The sequence below is a fragment of the Streptomyces sp. Y20 genome (assembly GCF_043195475.1).
Classification (GTDB): Bacteria; Actinomycetota; Actinomycetes; order Streptomycetales; family Streptomycetaceae; genus Streptomyces.
This window is the reverse complement of record NZ_JBIDDP010000002.1, coordinates 527,569-551,646: the sequence shown is the minus strand read 5'-3', so window position 1 is coordinate 551,646 and position 24,078 is coordinate 527,569. Positions and strand designations below refer to the sequence as shown.

Annotated in this window: 5 protein-coding genes; 1 reads left to right on the top strand and 4 read right to left on the bottom strand. The window is 70.4% G+C overall.

Features of this window, described 5'->3' with window-relative positions; all coding sequences use genetic code 11:
- Nucleotides 1–2: 2 nt before the first annotated feature.
- The 4 genes from ACGFT1_RS07415 to ACGFT1_RS07400 all read right to left on the bottom strand — a co-directional run bounded on the left by ACGFT1_RS07415 (nucleotide 3) and on the right by ACGFT1_RS07400 (nucleotide 23,187).
- The gene (locus tag ACGFT1_RS07415; protein ID WP_373908068.1) at nucleotides 3–18,560 is read right to left on the bottom strand and encodes an SDR family NAD(P)-dependent oxidoreductase; all 18,558 of its coding nucleotides are present in this window, start codon (nucleotides 18,558–18,560) and stop codon (nucleotides 3–5) included.
- 159 nt (nucleotides 18,561–18,719) lie between these two features.
- On the bottom strand, nucleotides 18,720–20,255 hold the full coding sequence (locus ACGFT1_RS07410; RefSeq protein ID WP_373908237.1) for a long-chain fatty acid--CoA ligase: 1,536 nt from the start codon (nucleotides 20,253–20,255) through the stop codon (nucleotides 18,720–18,722).
- Between the two features lie 8 nt (nucleotides 20,256–20,263).
- Nucleotides 20,264–21,547: a 5-aminolevulinate synthase gene (gene hemA / locus ACGFT1_RS07405; RefSeq protein WP_373908067.1), complete on the bottom strand. Its 1,284-nt coding sequence runs from the start codon at nucleotides 21,545–21,547 to the stop codon at nucleotides 20,264–20,266.
- Between the two features lie 56 nt (nucleotides 21,548–21,603).
- Nucleotides 21,604–23,187, bottom strand: a complete 1,584-nt coding sequence (locus ACGFT1_RS07400; protein WP_373908066.1) for a class I adenylate-forming enzyme family protein — start codon at nucleotides 23,185–23,187, stop codon at nucleotides 21,604–21,606.
- A 405-nt stretch (nucleotides 23,188–23,592) separates the two neighbouring features.
- On the opposite strand from ACGFT1_RS07400, the gene ACGFT1_RS07395 reads away from it, so the two are divergent.
- On the top strand, nucleotides 23,593–24,054 hold the full coding sequence (locus ACGFT1_RS07395) for an aldo/keto reductase (RefSeq protein ID WP_373908065.1): 462 nt from the start codon (nucleotides 23,593–23,595) through the stop codon (nucleotides 24,052–24,054).
- Nucleotides 24,055–24,078 lie beyond the last annotated feature (24 nt).

The window sequence follows — 24,078 nt, the reverse complement described above, 5'->3', positions numbered from 1 at the left end:
GTCTACCTGCCGAGTTCGTTGTCAAGTGCCGCGAAGAGTTCGTCGTCGGTTGCCAGATCGAGATCGGCGCCGTCGGAGCCGCCGTCCACCGTCCGGAGCAGGCCGCGCAGTCGCGCCGCGTACGTGCCCGCCGGTCCGTCGCCGTCGGACGGGCCGGCGGCCGAGAGGGCGGCCTCGAGTGCGTCCAAGGCTGCCTGGACCGGGTCCGCCGCTTCGCCGACCAGCACGCCCCGGAGGTACTCGGCGATGGCTCGGGTGGTCGGGTGGTCGAAGACGAGCGTGCTGGGCAACCGCAGTTCGCCGATGGTGTTCAGCCTGTTGCGCAGTTCGACCGCGGTGAGGGAGTCGAAACCCAGGTCCAGCAGGCCGCGCTCGACGTCGATCGTCCGCGGGGCCGGGTGGGCCAGGACGACGCCGACCTGTTCTCTGACGAGGTCGAGCAGCAGTTGCTGCTGCTCCGCCACGTCCAGGCCCGCGAGCCGCTGCGCCAGCGGGATCTCCGCCGGAGCGGAGGTGCGCCGGCCGGCCCGGCGCTCGGTGCGCACCAGGCCCCGGTACAGCTCGGGCAGTGCGTCACCGAGGCTCCGCAGTACCGCGAGGTCGAGTGCCACCGGCGCGAGCACGGGTCGGGCTCCCGCCTCGCCGGCCTGTGTGGCTCCGGCCAGGGCCGCGTCGAGGGCCGCGAGTGCCCGGTCGGTCGGCATCGGCAGGATCCCGTTGCGCGCGAGCCTGGCCCGGTCGGCACGGTCGAGGTCGCTCGCCATGCCGTCCTGCCACATGCCCCAGGCGAGGGACACGGCGGGCAGGCCCTCGGAGCGGCGGTGTTCGGCGAGGGCGTCCAGGAAGGTGTTGCCGGCGGCGTAGTTGGCCTGTCCGGCGTTGCCCACCAGGCCGGCGACGGAAGAGAAGAGGACGAAGTCCGTCAGCTCCAGTCCGGCGGTCAGCTCGTGCAGGTTCCACGCGGCTTCGACCTTCGGCCGCAGAACCCGGGAGAGGCTCTCCGGGCTGATCGCGTCCAGCGTGGCGTCCTCGACGACTCCGGCCGCGTGCACGACCGCGGTGAGCGGGTGCTCGTCCGGGATCGACGCGAGCAGCCCGGCCAGCGCGTCGCGATCGGCCGCGTCGCATGCCGCGACCCGTACGTCGGCGCCGAGCGCCGTCAGTTCGGCGACCAGGTCCTCCGCCCCGCCGCGCCGACTGGCGAGCAACAGGCGACGGGCGCCGCGGCCGGTCACCAGGTGCCGGGCGACCTGGGCTCCGAGTGCGCCTGTGCCACCGGTGATCAGCACCGTGCGCCCCGGGTCGAACGTGTCCTTGACGTCCGGGGTGCGGACCGGATACGGGACCTTCGCGAGCCGGGTCACGTAGGCCCGTCCCTCGTGCAGTTCGAGCTGCGGTCGGGGGTCGGCCAGGGCCGAGGCCAGCAGCTCGCGGCCGGCCGGCAGGCCGTCCGTGATCACGTGCTGGAAACGTCCCGGGTGTTCCGACGCGGCGGCCCGCATCAGCCCGGAGAGTGCGCTGTGCGCCAGTTCCCCGGTGCTGACCACGGCGAGCCGCGCTCCGGGCGGCGCGTCGGTGGCGAGCCACTGCCGCAGGACCGCCAGCACCTCCCCCGTGACCCGGCCGGTCTCCTGCGCGGTGGCCGGGCGTACCGGAAGGACGACCACGTCGGGTGCGACAACGCCGTCCGAAGTCGAGGCGGCCAGGTCGGCGAGGTCGGAACGGTGTTCGGCGACGAGTCCGAAATCGGCCTCGCCCAGGACCACGATCGCCGTGTCACCACCGGTGGGGAGTTCCACGGCGGCCCGCTCCACCGCGTACACGTGCTGGTCGAAAGTGCGGGTCAGCGCGGTCTTCGCCGGCAGGGCCCGCAGGGCGAGCGATGCGACGGTGGCGACCGGCGCACCGGTGCCGTCGGCGATGCCGACCGCGACCGTTCCGTCCGGGCCGGGTGACAGCTTGACCCGCAGGGTGTCGGTCCGGGACCCGGTCAGCTGGACGCCGTCGAAGGAGAACGGCAGCCGTAGTTCGGCCGACTCCTCCAGGAGCAGTGCGTGCAGCGCGGCGTCGAACAGTGCCGGGTGCAGGGCGAAGCCATCGGGGTCGACGTCCAGCCGTACCTCGGCGTAGAGGTCATCGCCCGAGCGCCATGCCGCCTGGAGGCCCTGGAACGCGGGACCGTAGCCGTAGCCCTGGTCGGCTAGGCGCTCGTACAGGTCCTCGACCGGCTGGGGCTCGGCGCCGGTCGGAGGCCAGGACGCGAGGTCGGGTTCGGGGCCGCCGGGAACGGCGTTCCCCACGGTTCCGGAGGCGTGCCGGTTCCAGACGTCTCCCTCCCGGTCCCCGCGCGAGTGGACGGCGACGGGCCTGCGGCCGTCCCCGTCGGGGTCGCCGACGGTGATCTGGAGCTGGAGCGCGCCCTCGTCGGGAAGGACCAGGGGTGCCTGGAGGGCGAGTTCCTCCAGGCGCTCGCAGCCGAGTGCGGCGCCCGCGTGGAGCGCGAGCTCCACCAGGGCCGTGCCCGGGACCAGCAGGGTGCCGGCGACGGCGTGGTCGGCGAACCAGGGGTGGCTGCGCGCCGAGATCCGGCCGGTGAACAGGACTCCGTCGGAGTCGGCGAGCGGAACCGCGGCCCCGAGCAACGGGTGCCGTGCGGAGTCGAGTCCGGCCGAGGCGACGTCACCGCCGGTCCCGGCGGAGAGCCAGTAGCGCCGGCGTTGGAAGGGGTAGGTCGGCAGCTCCGCGGCCGGTCCGGCGTTCTCCCCGAACAGTGCGCGCCAGTCCACCGGCACGCCCCGTACGTGGGCATGGGCCACGGCGGTGACCGCGGTGTGCGGCTCGTGGCGCCCGCCGCGCAGCATCGGGACCAGGAGCGATCCCGCGTCGAGGAAGCCCTGCCCCATCGCGCTGAGCACACCGTCCGGGCCGAGCTCCAGGAAGGTCCTTACGCCTTCGGCCTCCAGGGCGCGTGCCGCGTCCAGGAAGCGCACGGGACGGCGCACGTGCCGGACCCAGTACTCGGGCGTGGTCAGTTCCTCGGCGCCGACCGGCTGCCCGGTCAGGGTGGAGACGATCGGGATGGTGGGCGCGGTGAACGTGAGCCCCTTCGCGACCGTTTGGAACTCGTCCAGCATCGCGTCCATGTGCGGGGAGTGGAAGGCGTGGCTGACGCGCAGTCGCTTCGTCCGGTGTCCCCGGGCGAAGAGTTCGGCTCCGACGGCCTCGACGGCTTCCGCGTCGCCCGAGAGCACCACGGAGTCGGGGCCGTTGACGGCGGCGATGTCCAACAGGTCCTCCCGCCCGGCGAGCAGCGGCAGCACCTCCTGCTCCTCGGCCTGCACGGCGAGCATCGCGCCGCCGCGGGGCAGTGCCTGCATCAGCCGGCCGCGAGCCGCGACGAGCTCCGCCGCGTCCGCCAGCGACAGGACGCCGGCGACGTGCGCGGCGGCCAGCTCACCGATGGAGTGGCCGGTGAGGAAGTCCGGCCGTACGCCCCAGCCCTCCAGGAGCCGGAAGAGCGCGACCTCGGTCGCGAACAGGGCGGCCTGCGTGAAGCCGGTCCGGTCCAGTGGCGCCGGGTCGTCACCGAAGAGGACGTCGAGCAGCGGTGCTTCCAGCCACTGGTCGAGCTCTTCGCACACGGCGTCCAGGGCCTCGGCGTAGGCGGGGTAGGCGGTGTACAGCTCCCGGCCCATGCCGAGTCGCTGGCTGCCCTGACCAGTGAAGAGGAAAGCCGTACGGCCGTTCACGGGTGTGCCCCGCACGGTCAAATCCGCGAATCCGTCGGCCGCTTCGGTGGCGTTGGAGGCCACCACCACGGCGCGGTGCGGCAGTCCGGCCCGTCCGACGGCCAGGGTCCGGCCCATCGATGTCAGGTCATGCTGCCCGGTGTCGGCGATGGCCGCGCCCACCTGGTCGGCCTGCGCCAGCAGGGCCGCGTCGTTGTGCGCGGACAGCAACAGCGGCACGACCGGCATCGGCTCGGCCGGCGGGACCGTCCCCTCGGTCGGCAGCTGCTCCACGATGACGTGGGCGTTGGTACCGCTGATGCCGAAGGAGGACACGCCTGCCCGACGCGGCCGCCCGGACTCGGGCCACGCCACCGCCTCGGTGAGCAGTTCCACCTCGCCCGCGGACCAGTCCACCTGCGGGGTGGGCTCGTCGATGTGAAGGCTCTTGGGGAGCACCCCATGCTGCATCGCCATGACCATCTTGATGACACCGGCCACACCGGCGGCGGCCTGGGAGTGTCCGATGTTGGACTTCAGGGAGCCCATCAGGAGGGGCGACGGACGCTCCTGCCCGTAGGTGGCGAGTACGGCCCGGGCCTCGATGGGGTCGCCCAGCGTGGTGCCGGTGCCGTGGGCCTCCAGCGCGTCGACGTCCGCGGCGGCCAGGCCCGCGTTGGTCAGGGCCTGGCGGATCACCCGCTCCTGGGCGGGGCCGTTGGGGGCGGTGAGGCCGTTGCTCGCACCATCCTGGTTGACGGCGGTTCCGCGGATCACGCCGAGGATGCGACGGCCGTTGCGCCGGGCGTCGGAAAGCCGCTCCAGCAGGAGGATTCCGGCGCCTTCGGCCCAGGCCGCCCCGTCCGCCTGCGCGGAGAAGGACTTGCACCGGCCGTCGGGTGCCAGGCCGCGCTGCCGGCTGAACTCGACGAACAAGGTGGGGGCGGCCAGCACGGTCACACCGCCGGCCAGGGCCAGTCCGCATTCGCCGTTCCGCAGCGCCTGGGCGGCGAGGTGGAGCGCGACGAGCGAGGAGGAGCAGGCGGTGTCGACGGTGATGGCCGGTCCCTGCAGGCCGAAGGTGTAGGCGACGCGGCCGGAAGCGACACTGACCGTGCTGCCGACCGCCAGGTAGCCCTCCAGGGCGTCGGGGGCGTCCTTCAGGCGTGCCGCGTAGTCGTTGGCCATGACACCGGCGAACACACCGGTCTGGCTGCCCTTGAGAGAGGTCGGGTCGATGCCCGCGCGCTCGAAGGCCTCCCAGCAGATTTCCAGCAGCAGGCGCTGCTGCGGATCGATGGCGGTGGCCTCCCGTGCGCTCACGCCGAAGAGATCGGGGTCGAACTGGGGAGCCTCGTAGAGAAATCCGCCGTGCCGGGTGTACGAGGTGCCCATGTGGTCGGGGTCCGTGTCGTACAGGCCGTCCAGGTCCCAGCCGCGGTCGTCCGGGAACGGGCCGATGGCGTCCCGCTCGTCGGACAGCAGCTCCCACAGCTGCTCCGGGGAGCTGACCTCGCCCGGGTAGCGGCAGGCCATCGCCACGATCGCGATCGGCTCGTCGGAGGCGCCGACGACCGGTTCGGCCACGGCCGTCTCGGCGGCCGAGCCGAGCAGTTCGGTCCGCAGGAGGCCGGCCAGCTCGACCGTGTTGGGGTAGTCGAACACCACCGTCGCCGACAGCTTCAGACCGGCGGCCGCGTTCAGCCGGTTGCGCAGTTCCACTGCCTTGAGCGAGTCGAAGCCCAGCTCGCTGAAGGCACGGTCGGGCGCGACCTGGGCGGCGTCGGTGTGCCCCAGTACGGAGGCCACCACGCCACGGACCAGTTCCAGCAGCGCGCGCTGCTGGTCCTGGGGGGCCAGCGGTGCCAGGCGTTCCTGGAGGGAGTTCGCGCCCGCCTGTTCGCCGACGGCGGTGCGCCGCGCCGGGCGCACCAGGCCGTGGAAGAGTGCGGGCAGGGTGCCGTCCGCGCGCTGTGCCCGCAGTCCGGTGTAGTCCAGCAGCGCCGGAACGAGCACGGGCCGACGGGTCGCGAGGGCCGCGTCGAACAGCGCCAGCCCCTGCTCGCTGCCGATGGGGGCGATGCCGCCCCGGGACATGCGGGCGAGGTCGGCGTCGGTCAGGTGACCGGTCATCCCGCTGCCCTCGGCCCACAGGCCCCAGGCCAGTGACGTTCCGGGCAGACCCAGGGCCCGGCGGTGGTGCGCGAGGGCGTCCAGATAGGTATTGGCCGCGGCGTAGTTGGCCTGTCCCGCGGTGCCGACCGTACCGGCCAGCGAGGAGAACAGGACGAACGCGTCCAGTTCCAGGCCGGCCGTCAGCTCGTGCAGGTGCCGGGCGGCATCGACCTTGGGGCGCAGTACGGTGTCGAGCTGCTCGGCCGTGAGGGCGTGCAGCGTGCCGTCGTCGAGGACGCCGGCGGTGTGCAGGACCGCGGTGAGCGGGTGCTCCGAGGGGATCGCGTCCAGCATCGCGGCGACCGCCGTGCGGTCGGCCGTGTCACAGGCGACCACGGACACGTCGCTTCCGTGGGCCGTGAGTTCGGCCTCCAGCTCCAGCATGCCCGCCGCGTCCCGGCCGCGGCGGCTGGCCAGCAGCAGGTGTCGTACGCCGTGTTCGGCGACGAGGTGGCGGGCGAACAGCCGGCCCAGGGTGCCGGTGGCGCCCGTGATGAGAACGGTGCCCTGGGGGTCGAGGGCGGGCACGGTGTCGTCCGTCGGCGGCGACTTGACCAGTCGCGGTACGAGCAGCGCCCCCTCCCGCAGGCTCACCTGCGCTTCCGGTACGGCCAGCGCGCGGCCGAGCGCGGTCGTGGAGACGTCCCAATCCGTCAGGTCGAGCAGGCCGAACCGGTCTGGGTTCTCGGCCATGGCGGTACGCACCAGCCCCCAGACGGGAGCCGAGGCCAGTCCGGCCTCCGTGCGGGCGGTGGTCGCGTCACGGGTCACGAAGACCAGGCGCGAGTCGGCGAACCGCTCCTCGGCGAGCCACTCCTGGGCCAGCCGCAGGGCCCGGTGTGCCACGGCGCCGGGGCCGTCCTCGCCGGGGAAGGGAACGACGACGAGCGACGGGGTTCCGACGATGCCGGCGAGATCCGAGTAGCTGCCCAGGGGGGCGGGCAGACCGTGGCCGGACTCGTCGAGGACGGCCCATCCGGCGGCCGGGGCGGCCTCCGGGGCGGTCGTCCACTCCACTTGGAGCAGCGGCTGGCGGGGGGTGCCCGAACCGGCCAGCTGCGCGGGGTCCACGGCCCGCAGGCCGAGCGTCTTCACCGACGCGATCGGCGCACCGGCGGCGTCGGCGAGGGTCAGGGCGGCCCCCGAGCCCCCCGGGGTGATCCGTACGCGCAGCACGCCGGCTTTCACCGCGTGCAGCCGAACGCCGGTCCAGGCGAACGGCAGCATCAGGCGGCCGTCCTCCGCGAGCGCCAGCGGGTGCAGGGCGGCGTCGAGGAGGGCCGGGTGGATCCCGAACTCGCCCGGGGGGACGTCCTTCGGGAGTGCGACCTCGGCGAACATCTCCTGGCCGGTGCGCCACAGCGCCCGCAGGCCCTGGAAGGTGGGTCCGTACTGGAAGCCCCGCTCGGCGAGCGTGTCGTACGCCGCCGTCAGGTCGACCGGCTCGGCGCCGGCCGGGGGCCAGGCGGTGCCGGCGGTTGTGTCCGCGCCTCCTTCCGCGTGACCCAGGACGCCGGTGGCGTGCAGAGTCCACGGGTGGGTCGCGGCGTCGTCGGACTCGGGCTCCGGGCGGGAGTGGACCGACAGCGCGCGTCGGCCCTCCTCGTCCGGGGCGTCGACCACGACTTGGAGCTGTACTCCGCCGCGGCCGGCCAGCACCAGCGGTGCCTGGAGGGTCAGCTCGTCGAGTTGGTCGAGGCCGGTGTGGTCACCCGCCCGGACGGCGACGTCCACGAAGGCGGTACCGGGGAGCAGCACGGTGCCGGCCACGGCGTGGTCCGCCAGCCACGGCTGCGTGTTCAGTCCGATCCTGCCGCTCAGGACCAGCTTGTCCTCGTCGGCCGTCCACAGCGCGGCGCCGATGAGCGGGTGCCGTTCGGCGGCCATGCCGAGCCCGTTCGCGTCCCCGGCCTGCGCCGGGCCCTCCAGCCAGTGGCGCCGGCGCTGGAAGGGGTAGGTCGGCAGGTCTACGACCGCGCCGGGTCCGCCGACCACGGCAGCCCAGTCGAGCGGGGCGCCGAAGACGTGGGCCTGCGCAGCGGAGGTGAGGAAGTCGTCGAGTCCACCCTCGTCACGGTGCAGCGAGGGCACGGTGACGGCGCTGTCGTACGCCGTGTCGTCGATCGTCTCCTGGAGCGCGACGGTCAGCACCGGGTGGGCGCTGGCCTCGATGAAGACGCGGTGCCCCTGGTCGAGCAGGGTCCGGGTGGCCTCTTCCAGCTGGACGGTCCGGCGGAGGTTGCGGAACCAGTACGAGCCGTCAAGCTCCGTACCGTCGAGCGGCTGCCCGGTGACCGTGGAGAGGAAGGGCACCGTGACGGCGCGCGGTGTGAGCGAGGACAGGGCGTCGAGGAGCTCGTCCCGCAGACTGTCGACGTGGGCGGAGTGGGAGGCGTAGTCGACCGGGATGCGCTTGGCGCGCACCCTGTTGTCCTTGCAGTGGGCGACCATCTCCTCCAGAGCGGTCACCTCTCCGGCGACCACCACGGAACGCGGGCCGTTGTGTGCGGCGATGTCGATGGCACCGCCCCAGCGAACGATCAGCGCCCGGACCTCATCGGCCGGCAACGCCACCGACACCATCCCACCCGTACCCGCCAACCTCACGATCGCCCGACTACGCAACGCCACAACCCGCGCCGCGTCCTCCAACGACAACGCCCCCGACACCACAGCCGCCGCGATCTCACCCTGCGAATGACCCATCACCGCATCCGGCACCACCCCCACCGAACGCCACAACGCCGCCAACGACACCATCACCGCCCACAACGCGGGCTGCACCACATCCACCCGCTCAAAACCGGGCGCACCCTCCACACCCCGCAACACATCCAACAACGACCAGTCCGTGAACGGCCCCAACGCCCGCTCACACTCCACCAACCGAGCCGCGAACACCGGGGAGGAGTCGAAAAGCTCCAACGCCATACCCCGCCACTGCGAACCCTGCCCCGGGAACACGAACACCGTCTTGCCCAAGCCCGTCACCGCGCCCTGCGTCAGGTTCGCCGCGGATCCCCCCGAGGTCAGCGCATCGAGGCCCGCCAACAGTTCATCCCGGTCGGCGCCCGACACCGCCGCCCGGAAAGGAAGGTGCGGGACCCGGGTCGCCAGGGCCGAAGCCAGCCGCGCCGGCTGGACGGCCTCCGAGGCCAGCAGCTCACGCACCTGGCCGGCACGCGCCGCCAGTGCCGCCTCGCTCTTGGCCGAGACCACCAGCGGAAGCCCCGCCACCACCGGCTCACCGGCCACGACCGGCTCCGGGCCCTGTTCCAGGACCACATGCGCGTTCGTACCGCTGATGCCGAACGAGGACACGGCCGCGCGGCGCGCACGCGCCACCCGCGGCCACGCCCTGCGCTCGGTGACCAGCTCCACCGCACCCGTCGACCAGTCGACGTGCGGTGTCGGCTCGGTCACGTGCAGCGTTGCCGGAAGCTCTCCGTTGCGCATCGCCATCAGCATCTTGATGATGCCCGCGACACCCGCGGCAGCCTGCGTGTGACCGATGTTCGACTTGATCGATCCCAGCCGCAGCGGCTCTTCGCGGTCCTGGCCGTAGGTGGCAAGGAGTGCGTTGGCCTCGATCGGGTCACCGAGCCGGGTGCCGGTGCCGTGCGCCTCGACCGCGTCCACCTCGTGCGGAGCGAGTCGGGCGTTGGCGAGGGCCTGGCGGATGACGCGTTCCTGCGAGGGCCCGTTGGGGGCGGTGAGGCCGTTGCTCGCACCGTCCTGGTTGACCGCGGAACCCCGGATCACACCCAGGATGTCGTGCCCGAGCCGCTGAGCGTCCGACAGACGCTCAAGCACCAGCATGCCCGCGCCCTCGGCCCAACCCGTACCGTCCGCCGTAGCCGCGAACGACTTGCAGGTCCCGTCCGGCGACAGACCACGTTGCCGCGAGAACTCGACAAAGGTCGTCGGCATGGACATCACGGTGACACCGCCGGCCAGTGCCATCGAGCACTCGCCCTGGCGCAGCGCCTGCGCGGCCAGGTGCACCGCTACCAGCGACGAGGAACACGCCGTGTCCAGCGTCACCGCCGGCCCCTCGAAGCCGAATGTGTAAGCCACCCGGCCCGACAGGACACTCCCGATCGTGCCCGTCAGCAAATGCCCCTCGAAGCCCTCCGGAGCACGTCCAAGGCGCGACCCGTAGTCGTTGTACATCACACCCGCATAGACACCGGTCGAGGAACCGCGCAGCGAGGCGGGGTCGACGCCCGCACGCTCCAGCGCCTCCCACGCGACCTCCAGCAGCACACGCTGCTGCGGGTCGGTGGCGATCGCCTCACGCGGACTCAGACCGAAGAACTCGGCATCGAACTCGGCTGCCTCGTAGAGGAATCCGCCCCTGCGCGTGTACGACTTGCCGATCTTCTCGGGGTCCGGGTCGAAGAGGCCTTCCACGTCCCAGCCGCGGTCGGACGGGAACTCGTCGATCGCGTCACGGCCCTCCGCCACGAGCCGCCACAGGTCCTCCGGCGAGGAGACCCCGCCCGGATAGCGGCAACCCATACCGATCACGGCGATCGGCTCGTCCAGTCCCGGGGCGTGGGCGATCACCGACGGCACGACGGCCGTTCCGGTCGCGTCGAGCCGGTCCAGCAGGAAGTCCGCTACCGCCTGGGGCGACGGATGGTCGAACACGAGGGTGGTGGGCAGTCGCAGACCGGTCACCGCGTTGAGCCGGTTGCGCAATTCGACAGCCGTGAGGGAGTCGAAGCCGATGTCCCCGAAGGCCTTGGCCGCGTCGATGCCGGCGTTGGCCCCGTGGCCGAGAACCACCCCCACGGTCTCCCGTACGGTCTGGAGCGCGGCCTGCGCCCGCTCGTGGGCCGACAGCGCGCTCAGCCGCTCGACCCACGACGAGTCGACGCCGGCCGCCTGCCGGCGGCGGCCGCGGACCAGGCCGGTGAACAACTCGGGGAGCGCGTCCTGCTCGGCCCGGGCCCGCAGGGCGCCGAGGTCGAGTTCGGCGGGGACCAGCAGCGGCTCCGCCGAGGCGAGCGCCGCGTCGAACAGATCGAGACCCAGTTCCGGGGACAGCGGGACGATTCCGCTTCGCTTCCACCGCGCGACGTCGGCGTCGGCGAGGGTTCCGGCCATGCCGTCGGCGCTGTCCCACAGGCTCCACGCGAGGGAGGTGGCGGGCAGGTTCCGGGCGCGGCGGTGCTGCGCGAGGGCGTCGAGGAAGGTGTTCGCGGCCGCGTAGTTGGCCTGGCCTGCGTTGCCGATGAGACCGGCGATGGACGAGAACATGACGAACGAGGCGAGGCCGTGGGCCTCGGTGAGGCGGTGGAGGTTCCAGGCCGCGTCCACCTTCGGACGCATCACCCGCTCCAGCTGACCGGCCGACAGCGACGCCACCGTCGCATCGTCCAGGACACCCGCCGTATGCACCACGGCGGTCAGCGGACGCTCGATCGCGACCTCGTCCAAGAGACCCGCGAGCGCGTCGAAGTCCGACACGTCGCACGCCGCGGTCCAGGCCCGCGCACCCAACGCCGCCAGCTCGGCCACGAACTCGGCGGCCCCCGGGGTGTCACCACCACGACGCGACACCAACAGCAGGTGCCGCGCACCGTGATGCGTCACCAGCCGACGCGCCACCAGACGGCCCAGCGTCCCCAGAGCACCGGTCACCAGGACCGTACCCTCCGGATCCAGACCCTCCACCGCACCCGCCACGACACCCGCGGCCCGCGTCAGACGCGGCACGAACAACTCGTCGCCCCGCACCGCCACCTCGGGCTCGCCTGAAGCCAGCACGGCAGGCAGCAACCGCGGACCGGCCTCGTCCACGTGGGCGAGGACCAGTCGGTCGGGCTGCTCGGTCTGCGCGGTGCGGATCAGGCCCACGAGCGGGGCCGTGTGCAGCGCCCCGTCGGGCACGACGAGCACGAGCCGGCTCTCCGCGAACTGCGGGGCGGCCAGCCACTCGCGCACTGCCTCCAGCCCGCGCGCCGCCGTGGCGTGAGTCCGGTCGAGTACCTCACCGGTGGTGCCGACGACGAGCTCCTGCTCGCCGATCACCACGAACTCCGGTACGGCATGTCCGTCGTCGACCGCGGCCCTGAGCGCGGCGAGGTCGTCGTAGGGCGCCTCGCCCAGTCGGACCCACCGCCGGTCGGCGACCGGCTCGGCCGCCGGGACGGCCTCCCAGGCCACCCGGTACAGGGACTCCACGCCCGGGCGGGCGACGGCGAGCTGATCGCGGGCGATCGGTCGCAGGGCGACCGACTCGATCGCCGCCACCGGAGCGCCGGCGCCGTCGGCGAGAGCGAGACGGGCAGTGTCCTGGCCGGTACGGGTCCAGCGGACGCGCAGCACCGTGGCACCGACCGCGTGCAGCACGAAGCCCGAGAACGAGAACGGCAGACGGATCGTGCTGTCGTCCTGCGCCGAGGCCGCGTCCTCCAGCACGAGCACGAGCGGGTGCAGAACCGCGTCGAGGACGGCGGGGTGCACGCCGAAGCGCGCGGCTTCACTGTGGAGCTGGTCGGGCAGGGCGACCTCGGCGAAGAGGTCGTCGCCTGCGCGCCAGGCGGCTCGCAGGCCGTGGAAGGCCGGCCCGTAGCCGTAACCCACGTCCTCGAGGCGGTCGTAGACGCCGTCCAGCGGGATGGGGGTGCCTTCGGCCGGGGGCCACTGGTCCAGGGAAACGCCTGGCGAGGGGACGGTGGAGGTGAGCAGACCGGTCGCGTGGGCGGTCCACGGCTCTTCGCCGGTCCGCGAGTACACGGTGAACTGACGCTCGTCGCGCGCGTCGGTCCGGTCGACGGTCAGCCGCAGCTGGGCGCCCGTCTGCTCCGAGAGGACGAGGGGTGTCTGGAGGGTGAGTTCCTCGACGGTTGTGCACCCCAACTGCTCGGCCGCGGCGCTCGCGAGCTCCAGGAACGCCGTCCCCGGAACCAGCACGGTCCCACCGATCGTGTGATCAGCCAGCCACGGATGGGAAGACAACGACACCGAAGCCGAGAACTGCACCGCATCGCCGTCAGGCTCCGCGATCACCGCGGCCAACAACGGATGGTCCACAGCCGTCAGACCCAGGCCCGCCGCATCGCCGGAACGCGGCGCGTCCAACCAGAAGCGCTCACGCTGGAACGCGTACGTCGGCAGCTCCACCACACCGGAACCCGGCAGGAACCCCTCCCAGTCCACATCCACGCCATGTGTGTGCACAACGCCCAGGGCGGTGAGGAGCGAGCGCTTCTCGGCACGGTCCTTGCGCAGCACCGGAACCACGACGATGCCCTCGGTGTCGGCCAGGCACTCGCCCGTGAGCCCCGCGAGCGTCCCGTCGGGACCCAGCTCCACGAAAGCCGTCACACCCAGACCGGCCAGCGTGGCGATACCGTCGGCGAAACGGACCGCCGAACGGGCCTGAACGGCCCAGTACTCGGCGGTGAACTCCTCGACCACCTCACCGGTGACATTCGAAACAACCGGGATCCGGGGAGCCGAATGGGTCAGGGTCCGGGCGACCTCGGTGAGTTCCGCCAGCATGCCGTCCAGGTGCGCGGAGTGGAAAGCATGGCTCACCCTCAGCCGCGTCGCCTTCACACCCTCCCCGCGAGCCAGCTCCGCGACTTCGAGCACTGCCGTCTCATCACCCGAGATCACGGTGCTCGCCGGGCTGTTGAACCCGGCCACGTCCACACCGCGACGCCCCTCGAGCCATCCAGCGACGCGTGCTTCAGCCGCGTTCAGGGCAACCATCGCCCCGCCCTCGCCGACACCCTCCATCAGACGCGCCCGCGCACACACCAGACGTGCGGCGTCCGCGAGCGACAGCACACCCGCCACATGGGCCGCCGCCAGCTCGCCCACCGAATGACCCACCAGGTAGTCCGGGGCCACCCCGTAGTGGGACAGCAGACGGAACAGGGCCACCTCGACCGCGAACAACGCCGGCTGGGTGAACGCCGTTCGCTGAAGCAGTTCCGGCTCGCCCTCGATCACCGCGGCGAGCGGACGGTCCAAGTGGACGTCCAACGCCCCGACGACCTCGTCGAACGCGGCCGCGAACGCCGGCTCCGCCGCATACAGCTCACGGCCCATACCGACACGCTGACTACCCTGCCCGGAGAACAGGAATGCGACCGAACCCGCCGAGACCGCCTCGCCCCCGGTCAGCGCGCGCAGAGCGTCCAGGAGTTCCTCGCGGGTCTCCCCCACGACCACCGCACGGTGATCGAAGCGAGCGCGCGACGCGGCCAGCGAACGGCCCACAGCCACGGCGTCCAGCTCCGGGCGCTCCTCCAGGAACGACACCAGCCGATCCGCCTGCTCCGACAGAGCAGCCTCCGACTTGCCCGACACCACCCACGGCACCGGACCCGGCACCGGCCGCTCCGCCACGGGCGCTTCGCTCTGCGTGACCTGCTCGATGATGAGGTGTGCGTTGGTACCGCTGATGCCGAAGGACGAGATGCCCGCCCGGCGCGGACGGCCGGACTCCGGCCACTCCTGGGTCCGCGTCAGCAGCTCCACCGCGCCGCCCGACCAATCGACGTGTGAGGTCGGCTCGTCCACGTGCAGCGTCGCCGGGAGAGCCCCGTGGCGCATGGCCATGACCATCTTGATGACGCCCGCGACACCCGCCGCGGCCTGCGTGTGACCGATGTTGGACTTCAGCGAGCCGAGCCGAAGCGGCTCTTCGCGGTCCTGTCCGTAGGTGGCCAGCAGTGCCTGCGCCTCGATCGGGTCACCGAGCTTCGTGCCCGTGCCGTGCGCCTCCACCGCGTCCACCTCGGACGCCGACAGACGGGCGTTGGCCAACGCGGCGCGGATGACCCGCTCCTGCGAAGGCCCGTTCGGGGCCGTCAAACCGTTGCTCGCACCGTCCTGGTTCACGGCGGAACCACGGATCACCGCGAGCACCTGATGCCCGTTGCGCTCCGCGTCCGACAGCCGCTCCAGCACCAGCAGACCCACGCCCTCGGCCCAGCCCGTACCGTCCGCCGACGAGGAGAACGCCTTGCACCGCCCGTCCGGCGAGAGCCCGCGCTGCCGGGCGAACTCCACGAACATGCCGGGCGTGGCCATGACGGACACACCGCCGGCGATGGCCACGGAGGACTCGCCCTGGCGCAGCGACTGCGCGGCGAGGTGGAGCGCGACGAGCGAGGACGAGCAGGCGGTGTCGACCGTTACCGCCGGGCCCTCAAGGCCGAAGGTGTAGGCCAGCCGGCCCGAGGCCACACTGGCGGTGTTGCCCGTCAGCAGGTAGCCGTCGTATCCGCCGGACGGTTCGTGCAGCCGCGGCCCGTACTCCTGCGCCGTCGCGCCCACGTAGACACCGGTTCGGGTGCCGCGCAGCGTGGCGGGGTCGATGCCGGCCTGCTCGAAGGCCTCCCAGGCCGTCTCAAGGAGCAGCCGTTGCTGGGGCTCCATGGCCGCGGCCTCGCGGGGGCTGATGCCGAAGAACTCGGCGTCGAACCGGTCCGCCTCGTGCAGGAAGCCACCGTTGGTGGCGTAGGTCTTGCCGGGGCTGTCCTGATCGGGGGCGAAGAGCGATTCGAGATCCCAGCCCCGGTTGGTCGGGAATCCGCCGACCGCATCGACCTCGCCGCTGACCAGACGCCACAGGTCCTCTGCGGAGGCGACCCCTCCCGGCAGCCGGCATGCCATGCCCACGATCGCGATCGGCTCGTCAAGGGCTGCGGCCTCGTACTCGTCGGCATCCTGGTCCTGGTCCAGGCCGTGCAGCTGACCACTGAGGTGTTCGGCGAGTACGGCCGGGGTCGGGTGGTTGAAAAGGAGGCCGGAGGGCAGCAAGAGCCCGGTGGCCCTGTTCAGCGCGTTCCGGAGTTCGACGGCCGAGACGGAGTCGAAGCCCAGGTCCTTGAAGGTCGTGTCGATGTCGACGTCGCGCGCCGATCCGTGGCCCAGCACTGCCGCCACGTGCGCACGCACCAGCTCCAGCTCGTCACCGCGCGGTGCGGACCGCTTCGGACCACTCCGCCTCGCCGCGACGGTCCGGACCTGGGTCGGCCCGATCGCCGAACCCTCCAGCCAGAACGGCTCGCGCTGGAAGGCGTACGTGGGCAGATCCACCAGACCCGAACCCGGCAGGAACCGCTCCCACTCCACCTCCACGCCGCCCGCGTGCGCCTCTGCGGCCGAGACCAGGAAACGACCCTGTCCACCGTCGTCACGCCGCAGCGATCCGACGACGACAGTGCCGCCGACGCCGGCCTCTTCGGCCGTGTCGCTGAGGGCCGAGGCGAGCACCGGGTGGGCACTGACCTCGATGAAGACGCGATGCCCGTCGCCCAGCAGAGCCCGGGTGGCCTCTTCCAGCTGGACGGTCCGACGGAGGTTGCGGAACCAGTAACCGCCGTCCAGCTCCTCGCCGTTCAGCGGCTGCCCGGTGACGGTGGAGAAGAAGCGGATGTCGCCCGTACGCGGCGTGACGTCGGCCAGCACCTCCCGCAGCTCTTCCTCCAGCAGGTCGACGTGGGCGGAGTGGGAGGCGTAGTCGACCGGGATGGAGCGGGCACGGTATCCCTCGGCCTCACTTCGAGCGACGAGTTCGGCCAGGGCCTCCGGGTCGCCGGAGACCACCGTGCTCGCCGGGCCGTTGTGTGCGGCGATGTCGATGGCACCGCCCCAGCGAACGATCAGCGCCCGGACCTCATCGGCCGGCAACGCCACCGACACCATCCCACCCGTACCCGCCAACCTCACGATCGCCCGACTACGCAACGCCACAACCCGCGCCGCGTCCTCCAACGACAACGCCCCCGACACCACAGCCGCCGCGATCTCACCCTGCGAATGACCCATCACCGCATCCGGCACCACCCCCACCGAACGCCACAACGCCGCCAACGACACCATCACCGCCCACAACGCGGGCTGCACCACATCCACCCGCTCAAAACCGGGCGCACCCTCCACACCCCGCAACACATCCAACAACGACCAGTCCGTGAACGGCCCCAACGCCCGCTCACACTCCACCAACCGAGCCGCGAACACCGGGGAGGAGTCGAAAAGCTCCAACGCCATACCCCGCCACTGCGAACCCTGCCCCGGGAACACGAACACCGTCTTGCCCAAGCCCGTCACCGCACGACCGGACACCACACCAGCCGCGGGCGTACCCTCGGCCAGCGCCCAGACACCCGCCAGAAGCTCCTCCCGAGTCTCCCCCACGACCACCGCACGGTGATCGAAACGAGCACGCGATATGGCGAGCGAACGGCCCACAGCCACGGCGTCCAGCTCCGGCCGCTCCTCCAAGAACGACGCCAGCCGCTCCGCCTGGCCGGCCACCGCCTCGGCCGACTTGCCCGACACGATCCACGGCACCGCGCCCGAGCCGGACTCGGCGCCGGGCAACTCCGCTTCCGCCGCCGGCTCGGTACGCCAGTCCGACAGCACGACGTGGCAGTTCGTACCGCCCATACCGAACGAGCTGACACCTGCGTAGAGCGGCTCGTCCGGCCGCGGCCATGCCTCCAGGCTTCGCTGCACGGCGAGCTGCAACTCGTCGAACGGAATGTCCGGGTTGGGGGTTTCGAAGTTCAGGCTCGGCACAAGCTCGCGGTTGCGGATGCAGAGCGCCGCTTTGAGCAGGCCGACGATGCCGGCGGCACCCTCAAGGTGTCCGACGTTGGTCTTGACCGATCCGACCCGCAGCTCGGCTCCGTCCACACGACCGTCACCAAGCACCGCGCCCAGAGCCGACGCTTCGATGGGGTCGCCCACCTTGGTACCGGTGCCGTGCAGTTCGACGTACTGCACCTGCTCCGCGGATACCTTGGCACGCTCGTACGCCTGCCGCACGACATCCTGCTGGCCGGCCGGACTCGGCACGGTGAGACCCTCGGTCGTCCCGTCGTTGTTCATCGCGCTGCCGTGCAGCACGCAGTAGACCGGGTCGCCGTCCGCCACGGCGGCGTGCAGCGGCTTGAGCACCACGAACGCGCCGCCCTCACCGCGTACATATCCGTTCGCCCTGGCGTCGAAAGTGAAGCTGAGGCCGTCCGGTGAAAGCGCGCCGAACCGCTCCGCGCCGATGGTGCTGTCCGGCACCAGATTGAGGTTGACACCGCCGGCGAGGGCCACGGCGGACTCGCCGCGGCGCAGGCTCTCGGCCGCCAGGTGCACAGCGACCAGCGAGGAGGACTGGCCGGTGTCCACGGCCGCGCTCGGTCCGTGCAGACCCAGGGTGTAGGAGATCCGGTTGGCGACGACGCCGCGGTTGAGACCGGTCAGGGTGTGGCGGGTGATTGCATCGACCCCGTGCTGACGCGTGAGGGCGGCGTAGTCGTCGGCGATCACGCCGACGAAGACACCGGTCCGGCTGTCGGCGAGATCGGACGGGAGGATCCTGGCGTCCTCCAGCGCCTCCCAGGCGAGCTCGAGCATCAGCCGCTGCTGCGGGTCCATCGACGACGCCTCACGCGGACTGATGCCGAAGAAGGCTGCGTCAAAGCCGCTGACGTCCTCAAGATAGCCCCCCGGCCGAGAGGGCAGTTCGGGGCGGCCTGCCGGGGGCGCGCCTATCGCACTGCGGCCGTCGCGCAGCAGCTGCCACAGTTGTGCGGGGTTCTCCGCATGCGGCAGTCGGCAGGACATACCGACGATGGCGATCGCCTCGGTCGATATCGACGTGTCAGCTTGGAATTCACCCATGGTCGGTCGCCCTACCTACTTGTTGCGTACGAAGCCTGAGCGGAGGCGTAGCACCCGCAGCGGTGCCGCGGGTGCTACGCCGATGTGTTTCTGTTGCGGGCCGGTCAGTCGCATGGGAACCGGGTAATGGCTCCGAGCGCGGGCCCTTCGTTGTTTCAGCTACGAGCCGACGGTCTGCTCGTATGTCGAGACGAGCATCCGCTTGAGGACTTTTCCGCTGGACCCCAATGGAAGCGCGTCGATGAACTCGACTCGTCGAGGGTACTTATACGCGGCGAGGCGCTCTTTTGCCCATTCGACGATCTCTTCACCCGATCCTGCGGTGATGTCCTCAGGCCGGGCAGGCACGACGATCGCCCAGACCTCCTCGCCCAGCACAGGGTGCGGAACACCGATGACAGCGACCTGCGCCACGGCCGGATGCCCGACGAGGATCTCCTCGATTTCGCGCGGATATATGTTGTAACCGCCACGTAGAATCAAGTCCTTCTTACGGCCTACGACCGAAAGGTAGCCGTCGCCATCGAGCCTGCCGAGGTCGCCGGTGAGGAACCATCCCTCGGTCAAAACCTCAGCGGTGGTCTCCGGGCGACCGAGATATCCGGCCATGACGTTCGGACCGCGCGCCACGATCTCACCCACCTCACCGACGGGCAGGAGCTCGATCCTGTCCGCATTCGGCCGGGCTATGCCGACGGTGATGCCAGTGATCGGAACACCGACCGTTCCGGGTCGAAAAGTCAGGCCGGGATAGTGATAGGCAAGGCTGCAGGAGGTCTCGGTCATCCCGTAGCCCTCGTACACGGGACATCCGAACACGCTTCGGACATCGTCGAGGGTCTTGCCCGGAAGCGCCGATCCCCCGCTGTACACGCGGTCGAGTCGAGGAGCCGGCTCTCCCTGGGCCACCGCATCGAGCAACCCGACATACATGGTCGGCACGCCCATGAACACCGTGCATCGGTGTTTCTTCATCAGCGCGAGGGCCTCTCGCCCGGAGAATCTCGGCATCATGACAATGGATATACCGGCGCGGAATCCGGTCAGCATGCCGCAAATCTGACCGAAGCCGTGCGACAGCGGCAGACATCCGAGCAGTACGTCGTCACTCCGGAACATGTACGGAGTGGTGACCATCCTCTCGACGTTGTACAGAATGTTCCGGTGGGTGAGCATCACCCCTTTGGGCTTTCCCGTCGTGCCGGACGTGTAGAACACGACCGCGACATCATCGGCTTCCCGCACCGCGGAATCGTCGATCGGCGCCGTGTCCCGTGCCGCGCTCTCCAGGTCGACCGTGCCCGCGGGGCCCGGGCCGACGGAGAGGAGCACCACGCCGAGCGGCTCGGCCGCCTCCCTCGCCCGGGGGAGCAACGAGGCGGCGCAGACCAGAAAGGGGGCGTCCGCATCGGTCAGTACGTGATGTATCTCCGACGCCGTCGACATGACGTTCAGCGGGATCGCGACGGCGCCGGCCGCCAGCACACCGAAATACACGGCGGGAAACTGCGGGGTGTCGACCAGGAGCATCACGACCCGGTCGCCCGGCCGTACCCCATTGGCCCGCAGCACGGAGGCGTAGCGACGCGCCTGTTCCCACAGCCACCCGTAGGTGAAGTGCTCGGACTCGTGGATCAAGGCCGAGTGGTCAGGTCGCTGCGTCGCTGTGTCAGCCAGTACTCCGGCAACTGACATGGTCATCGCTACAGCAGTCCGTCTTCCGCGGCGGTGCGGGCGCTGCCACCGCGGAGCTCGGACGTGGACCAGTCCCGGGCACTCGCGGTCGGGATGTTCAGTTCCTGCCAGATGCCATGGAGGGCCCGGGCGAATCCCTCGACATCACTCTGATCGTGCACGGCGGACGGAGCGATGCGCAGGATCTCCTCGCCCGCGGGAACGCTGGGGGCGTTGATGGACTGGACGTAGATCCCGTGCCGCTCGAACATCAGCTGGGACGCCCGCTTGCACAGGTCGTCCTCACCGACGAAGGCCGCGACGATGTGGGAGTCCGTCGAAATGAACGGGATGTCGGCCGAGATCAGAAGGCTGTGCAGAAGCCGCGCGTTCTCCGAAAGAAGCTTTCGCTCGACATCGGAGGACCGCAGGTACTGAACCGACGCCAGCGAACCGGCCGCGACCGCCGGCGGCAGCGAGGTGGTGAAGACGAACGAGCGCGAATAGGTCCGCACCGCGTCCACGAGGGCCGCCGGGCCCGCGATGTAGCCGCCGACCGTTCCGAATCCCTTGGCCAAGGTCCCCATCACGACCGTGAACCGATCGGCTATGCCTTCGCGCGCGGCGATGCCGGCGCCCTGCGGGCCGTACATGCCGACCGCGTGGACCTCGTCGATGAAGGTCGTGGCACCGTACTTGTCCGCGATGTCGGCGATCTCAGCGAGCGGCGCAACATTGCCCGACATGGAATAGACCGATTCCACGACGATGAGCTTCGGGCAGTCGACGGGAGCGGCCGCGATCAATTCTTCCAGGTGGGCGACGTCGTTGTGCCTGAATACATGCTTCTTCGCACCACTGTGTCGGAGACCGTCGATGATCGAGGCGTGGTTCTTCGCATCGGAAAACACAACGGTGTCCTTCGGAAGCCCCGCCAGAACGGAGAGCGATCCCTCGTTGGCCGTGTATCCCGACGTGAAGAGGAGAGCGGATTCCTTGCCGTGCAGGTCCGCCAGCTCATTCTCGAGAAGGACGTGATAGTGGTTGGTTCCACCGATGTTCCGGGAACCTCCGGAGCCCACGCCATGAGTATCAAGCGCATCATGCATGGCCGCGATGGCCTGGCGGTTCTGGCCCATTCCCAGATAGTCGTTGCTACACCAGACACTTACTTCCGAGTCCACCCCATCACGCCGCGCACTGGCCAGGGGGTATTGACCGGACCGACGGCCGATCTCCAGGAACTCGCGCTTGCTGCCAGCAAGATCGTCAGCGGTGTTCCCACTCAGATATGACGCCAGGTGAACGTTCATTCACTCGCCTTCTCGACGTAGCGGTTTGGATGGACCTGCGAACCGAAAGGTCTGCGCTAGGAATATTGCGACTTCAGCAGCACCTTGTCGGGCTTGCCGTTGCTGTTCATCGGCAGTGCGCTCAACACATGTATTTTCTCGGGCACGTGAATCGGGGAAAGCGTCTCAGCAATCCTCGCGCGGATGCCTTCCACGTCGACCACCTCGGCCGGATCGCATTCGATTGCGGCATGGATGTGATCGCTTCCGTCCTCGTCCTGCACACCGTAGACAGCGGCGTGCCGGACACCCGGGCAGGAAAGGATCTCCGCCTCGAGAACTATGGGATGAACCTTGACGCCGCCGACCTTGATGAGGTGGGCGACGCGGCCCAGGAGAGTCAGATAGCCTCGCTCGTCGAGTCGGCCGATGTCTCCGGTGAAATACCAGCCGTCACGAAGAACTTGTGCAGTCAACTCCGGGTTGCCGTTGTAGCCGTCCATCATCTGAGGCGAGCGGACACGAACCTCGCCGGTTTCCCCCACCGCCAGCTGCGCGCCCGAATTCGAGTTGCAGACGACGACCTCGACCTCGGGGAAGGGCCGGCCGACAGTGGCCGCGAGCTCCGGGTCGCCGTGCTCCTGAGGCGTCAGGATCGTGATCCGACCGCTCTCACTCGTGGCATACCCCTGCGCCAGAGCAGGGCCGAAGAGCCGGAAAGCCTGCGCGAGACGGGCGGGCGCCGCGGGGCTGCCGCCGTAGACGATCCGCTTCAGCGAAGACAGGCCCGCAGCTTCCAGGGCCTCCCTGTCACGGATTCCTCGCTCGCCCAGATGGTCGATGACTTGGAACACGTGGTTCGTCGCCATGAACGTCCACGAGACTTCCTTCTCTGCGGAGACCGTGTCCACGAATTCCTCGGCGTCGAAGCTCTCATGGAGATAGAGCGTTCCGTCCAAGGCGAAGACTGCGTCCGCCATCGCGGCGACGCCATGACTCAGCGGGGTCGACACCAGGATCGACGCGCAGTCGTATTCACGACCGACCTCCATCCATGCACGCATGGTGGCTTCCCATGCGCGGCCCGACAAACGGATGCCCTTGGGCCGTCCCGTGCTGCCACTCGTGAAGCCGATGAAGGCCAGCGCATCCGGGTCCCATGAAACGGCATCCGGGGTATCGGCGAGATCGACCTCGCCGACCTCGTCGCGTGCCCCGTGCTCACGTCGCGTGACAGCGATCCCGCTGCCTTCAGCGAGTTCTGTCGCGCGCTCCGAACCTTCGGCATCGGCATAGATGGTTACGGCTTCGGTTTCGCGCAGGATCTGGATCTGGTGATCCAGCGGAAGGATCGTTGTCCTGGTACCGGGATTAGTGGTCCGCGCATAGCACACGGCGCCGCCGAGCAGATGTGTCGCGTACCGCACGGTGAGCATCTCAGGGCTGTTGGGCGCGACCAGAATCGCTACTACGTCCCCCTTGCCCACTCCGCGGTTGCGCAGCGCAAGGAACGTTTCAGTCACGGACCGAATCAGGTCGCCACCCGAGAAGGCTTCGCCACGCCAATGAACGACATCTCGATCCGGCGCGGCTGCGAGCAGCGAGAGGATCTCCGAGACATAACTTTGACTTGCACTCCACCAGGGCCCGGGCAGACTCATGGGACTTCCTTTGATTTCGCCAACATCGACGTTATCCGATTGGGCGGTTCAATCTTCGCGATGCAATTGCGGTCAGCGGAAGATCGTTCGACTGGCTACAACGGAGCATCGGAAGGCATCCCGATCCGGGTAGCCGATCTGGGTAGCCGTACGGCCCGTGAGCCGTGGTGGCGGCGTTCCCGACCGGGTGCGGATCGTTTCGAGGGATGCCCTGACCTGGGGAGATACCGATCGGCGGGTGGGCGGGCCGGTCTCTCCTCGACGAGAGGGGCGATGCCGGTGGAGTCGTTGTTCGATGCGCTCCAGGCCGAGAAGGCCGTGGCTCGAGAGTGAGGGGAAGAACCGCTTCTCGGGTGGCCGAGTTGACGGTGGTGCGGCTGGGGGCGGGCGAGGCGTCGGCGGCGAGTGTGTGCCGAAGCGGCGTTCGGCGCCGCCCTGCGGTCCCCGCTCGGCGGCGGACTGCTCACCGGCGAATACCGCAGCTCCACCGCGGGACGCCTGAGTGACCTGGGCATGGTCATACACACCGAGAGCTCCGGTCAGAAGACCGCCGTCGTCGACACCGTCCTGGCGATCGCCGAGGAGAGCGGCGTGACGCCCGCCCAGGTGGCGGTGGCCTGGGTGCGCGAGCGCGCCGCGCGGTCCGTGGCCACGCTCGTCCCGATCATCGGCCCGCGCAATCTCTCCCAGCTCGACAGCTACCTCGGCGCACTCGACGTCCAGCTGACCGACGAGCAGTACACCCGCCTGTCCGAGGTCGGCGCGGTGCCGCTCGGCGCACCCCACGAGGGAACCGCCGCCTCACCGGACCGCCTCCAGGGAGGCGCCGCCGACCGCGCCCCCGCCCCGGTCGTACCGGTCGCCTGATGGGTGAGCGCGGCTGAGGACCCA

Coding starts and splice junctions, on each gene's coding strand:
- ACGFT1_RS07415 (WP_373908068.1), bottom strand. CDS start 18,560: ATGGGTGAATTCCAAGCTGACACGTCGATATCGACCGAGGCGATCGCC.
- ACGFT1_RS07410 (WP_373908237.1), bottom strand. CDS start 20,255: ATGTCAGTTGCCGGAGTACTGGCTGACACAGCGACGCAGCGACCTGAC.
- ACGFT1_RS07400 (WP_373908066.1), bottom strand. CDS start 23,187: ATGAGTCTGCCCGGGCCCTGGTGGAGTGCAAGTCAAAGTTATGTCTCG.
- hemA (WP_373908067.1), bottom strand. CDS start 21,547: ATGAACGTTCACCTGGCGTCATATCTGAGTGGGAACACCGCTGACGAT.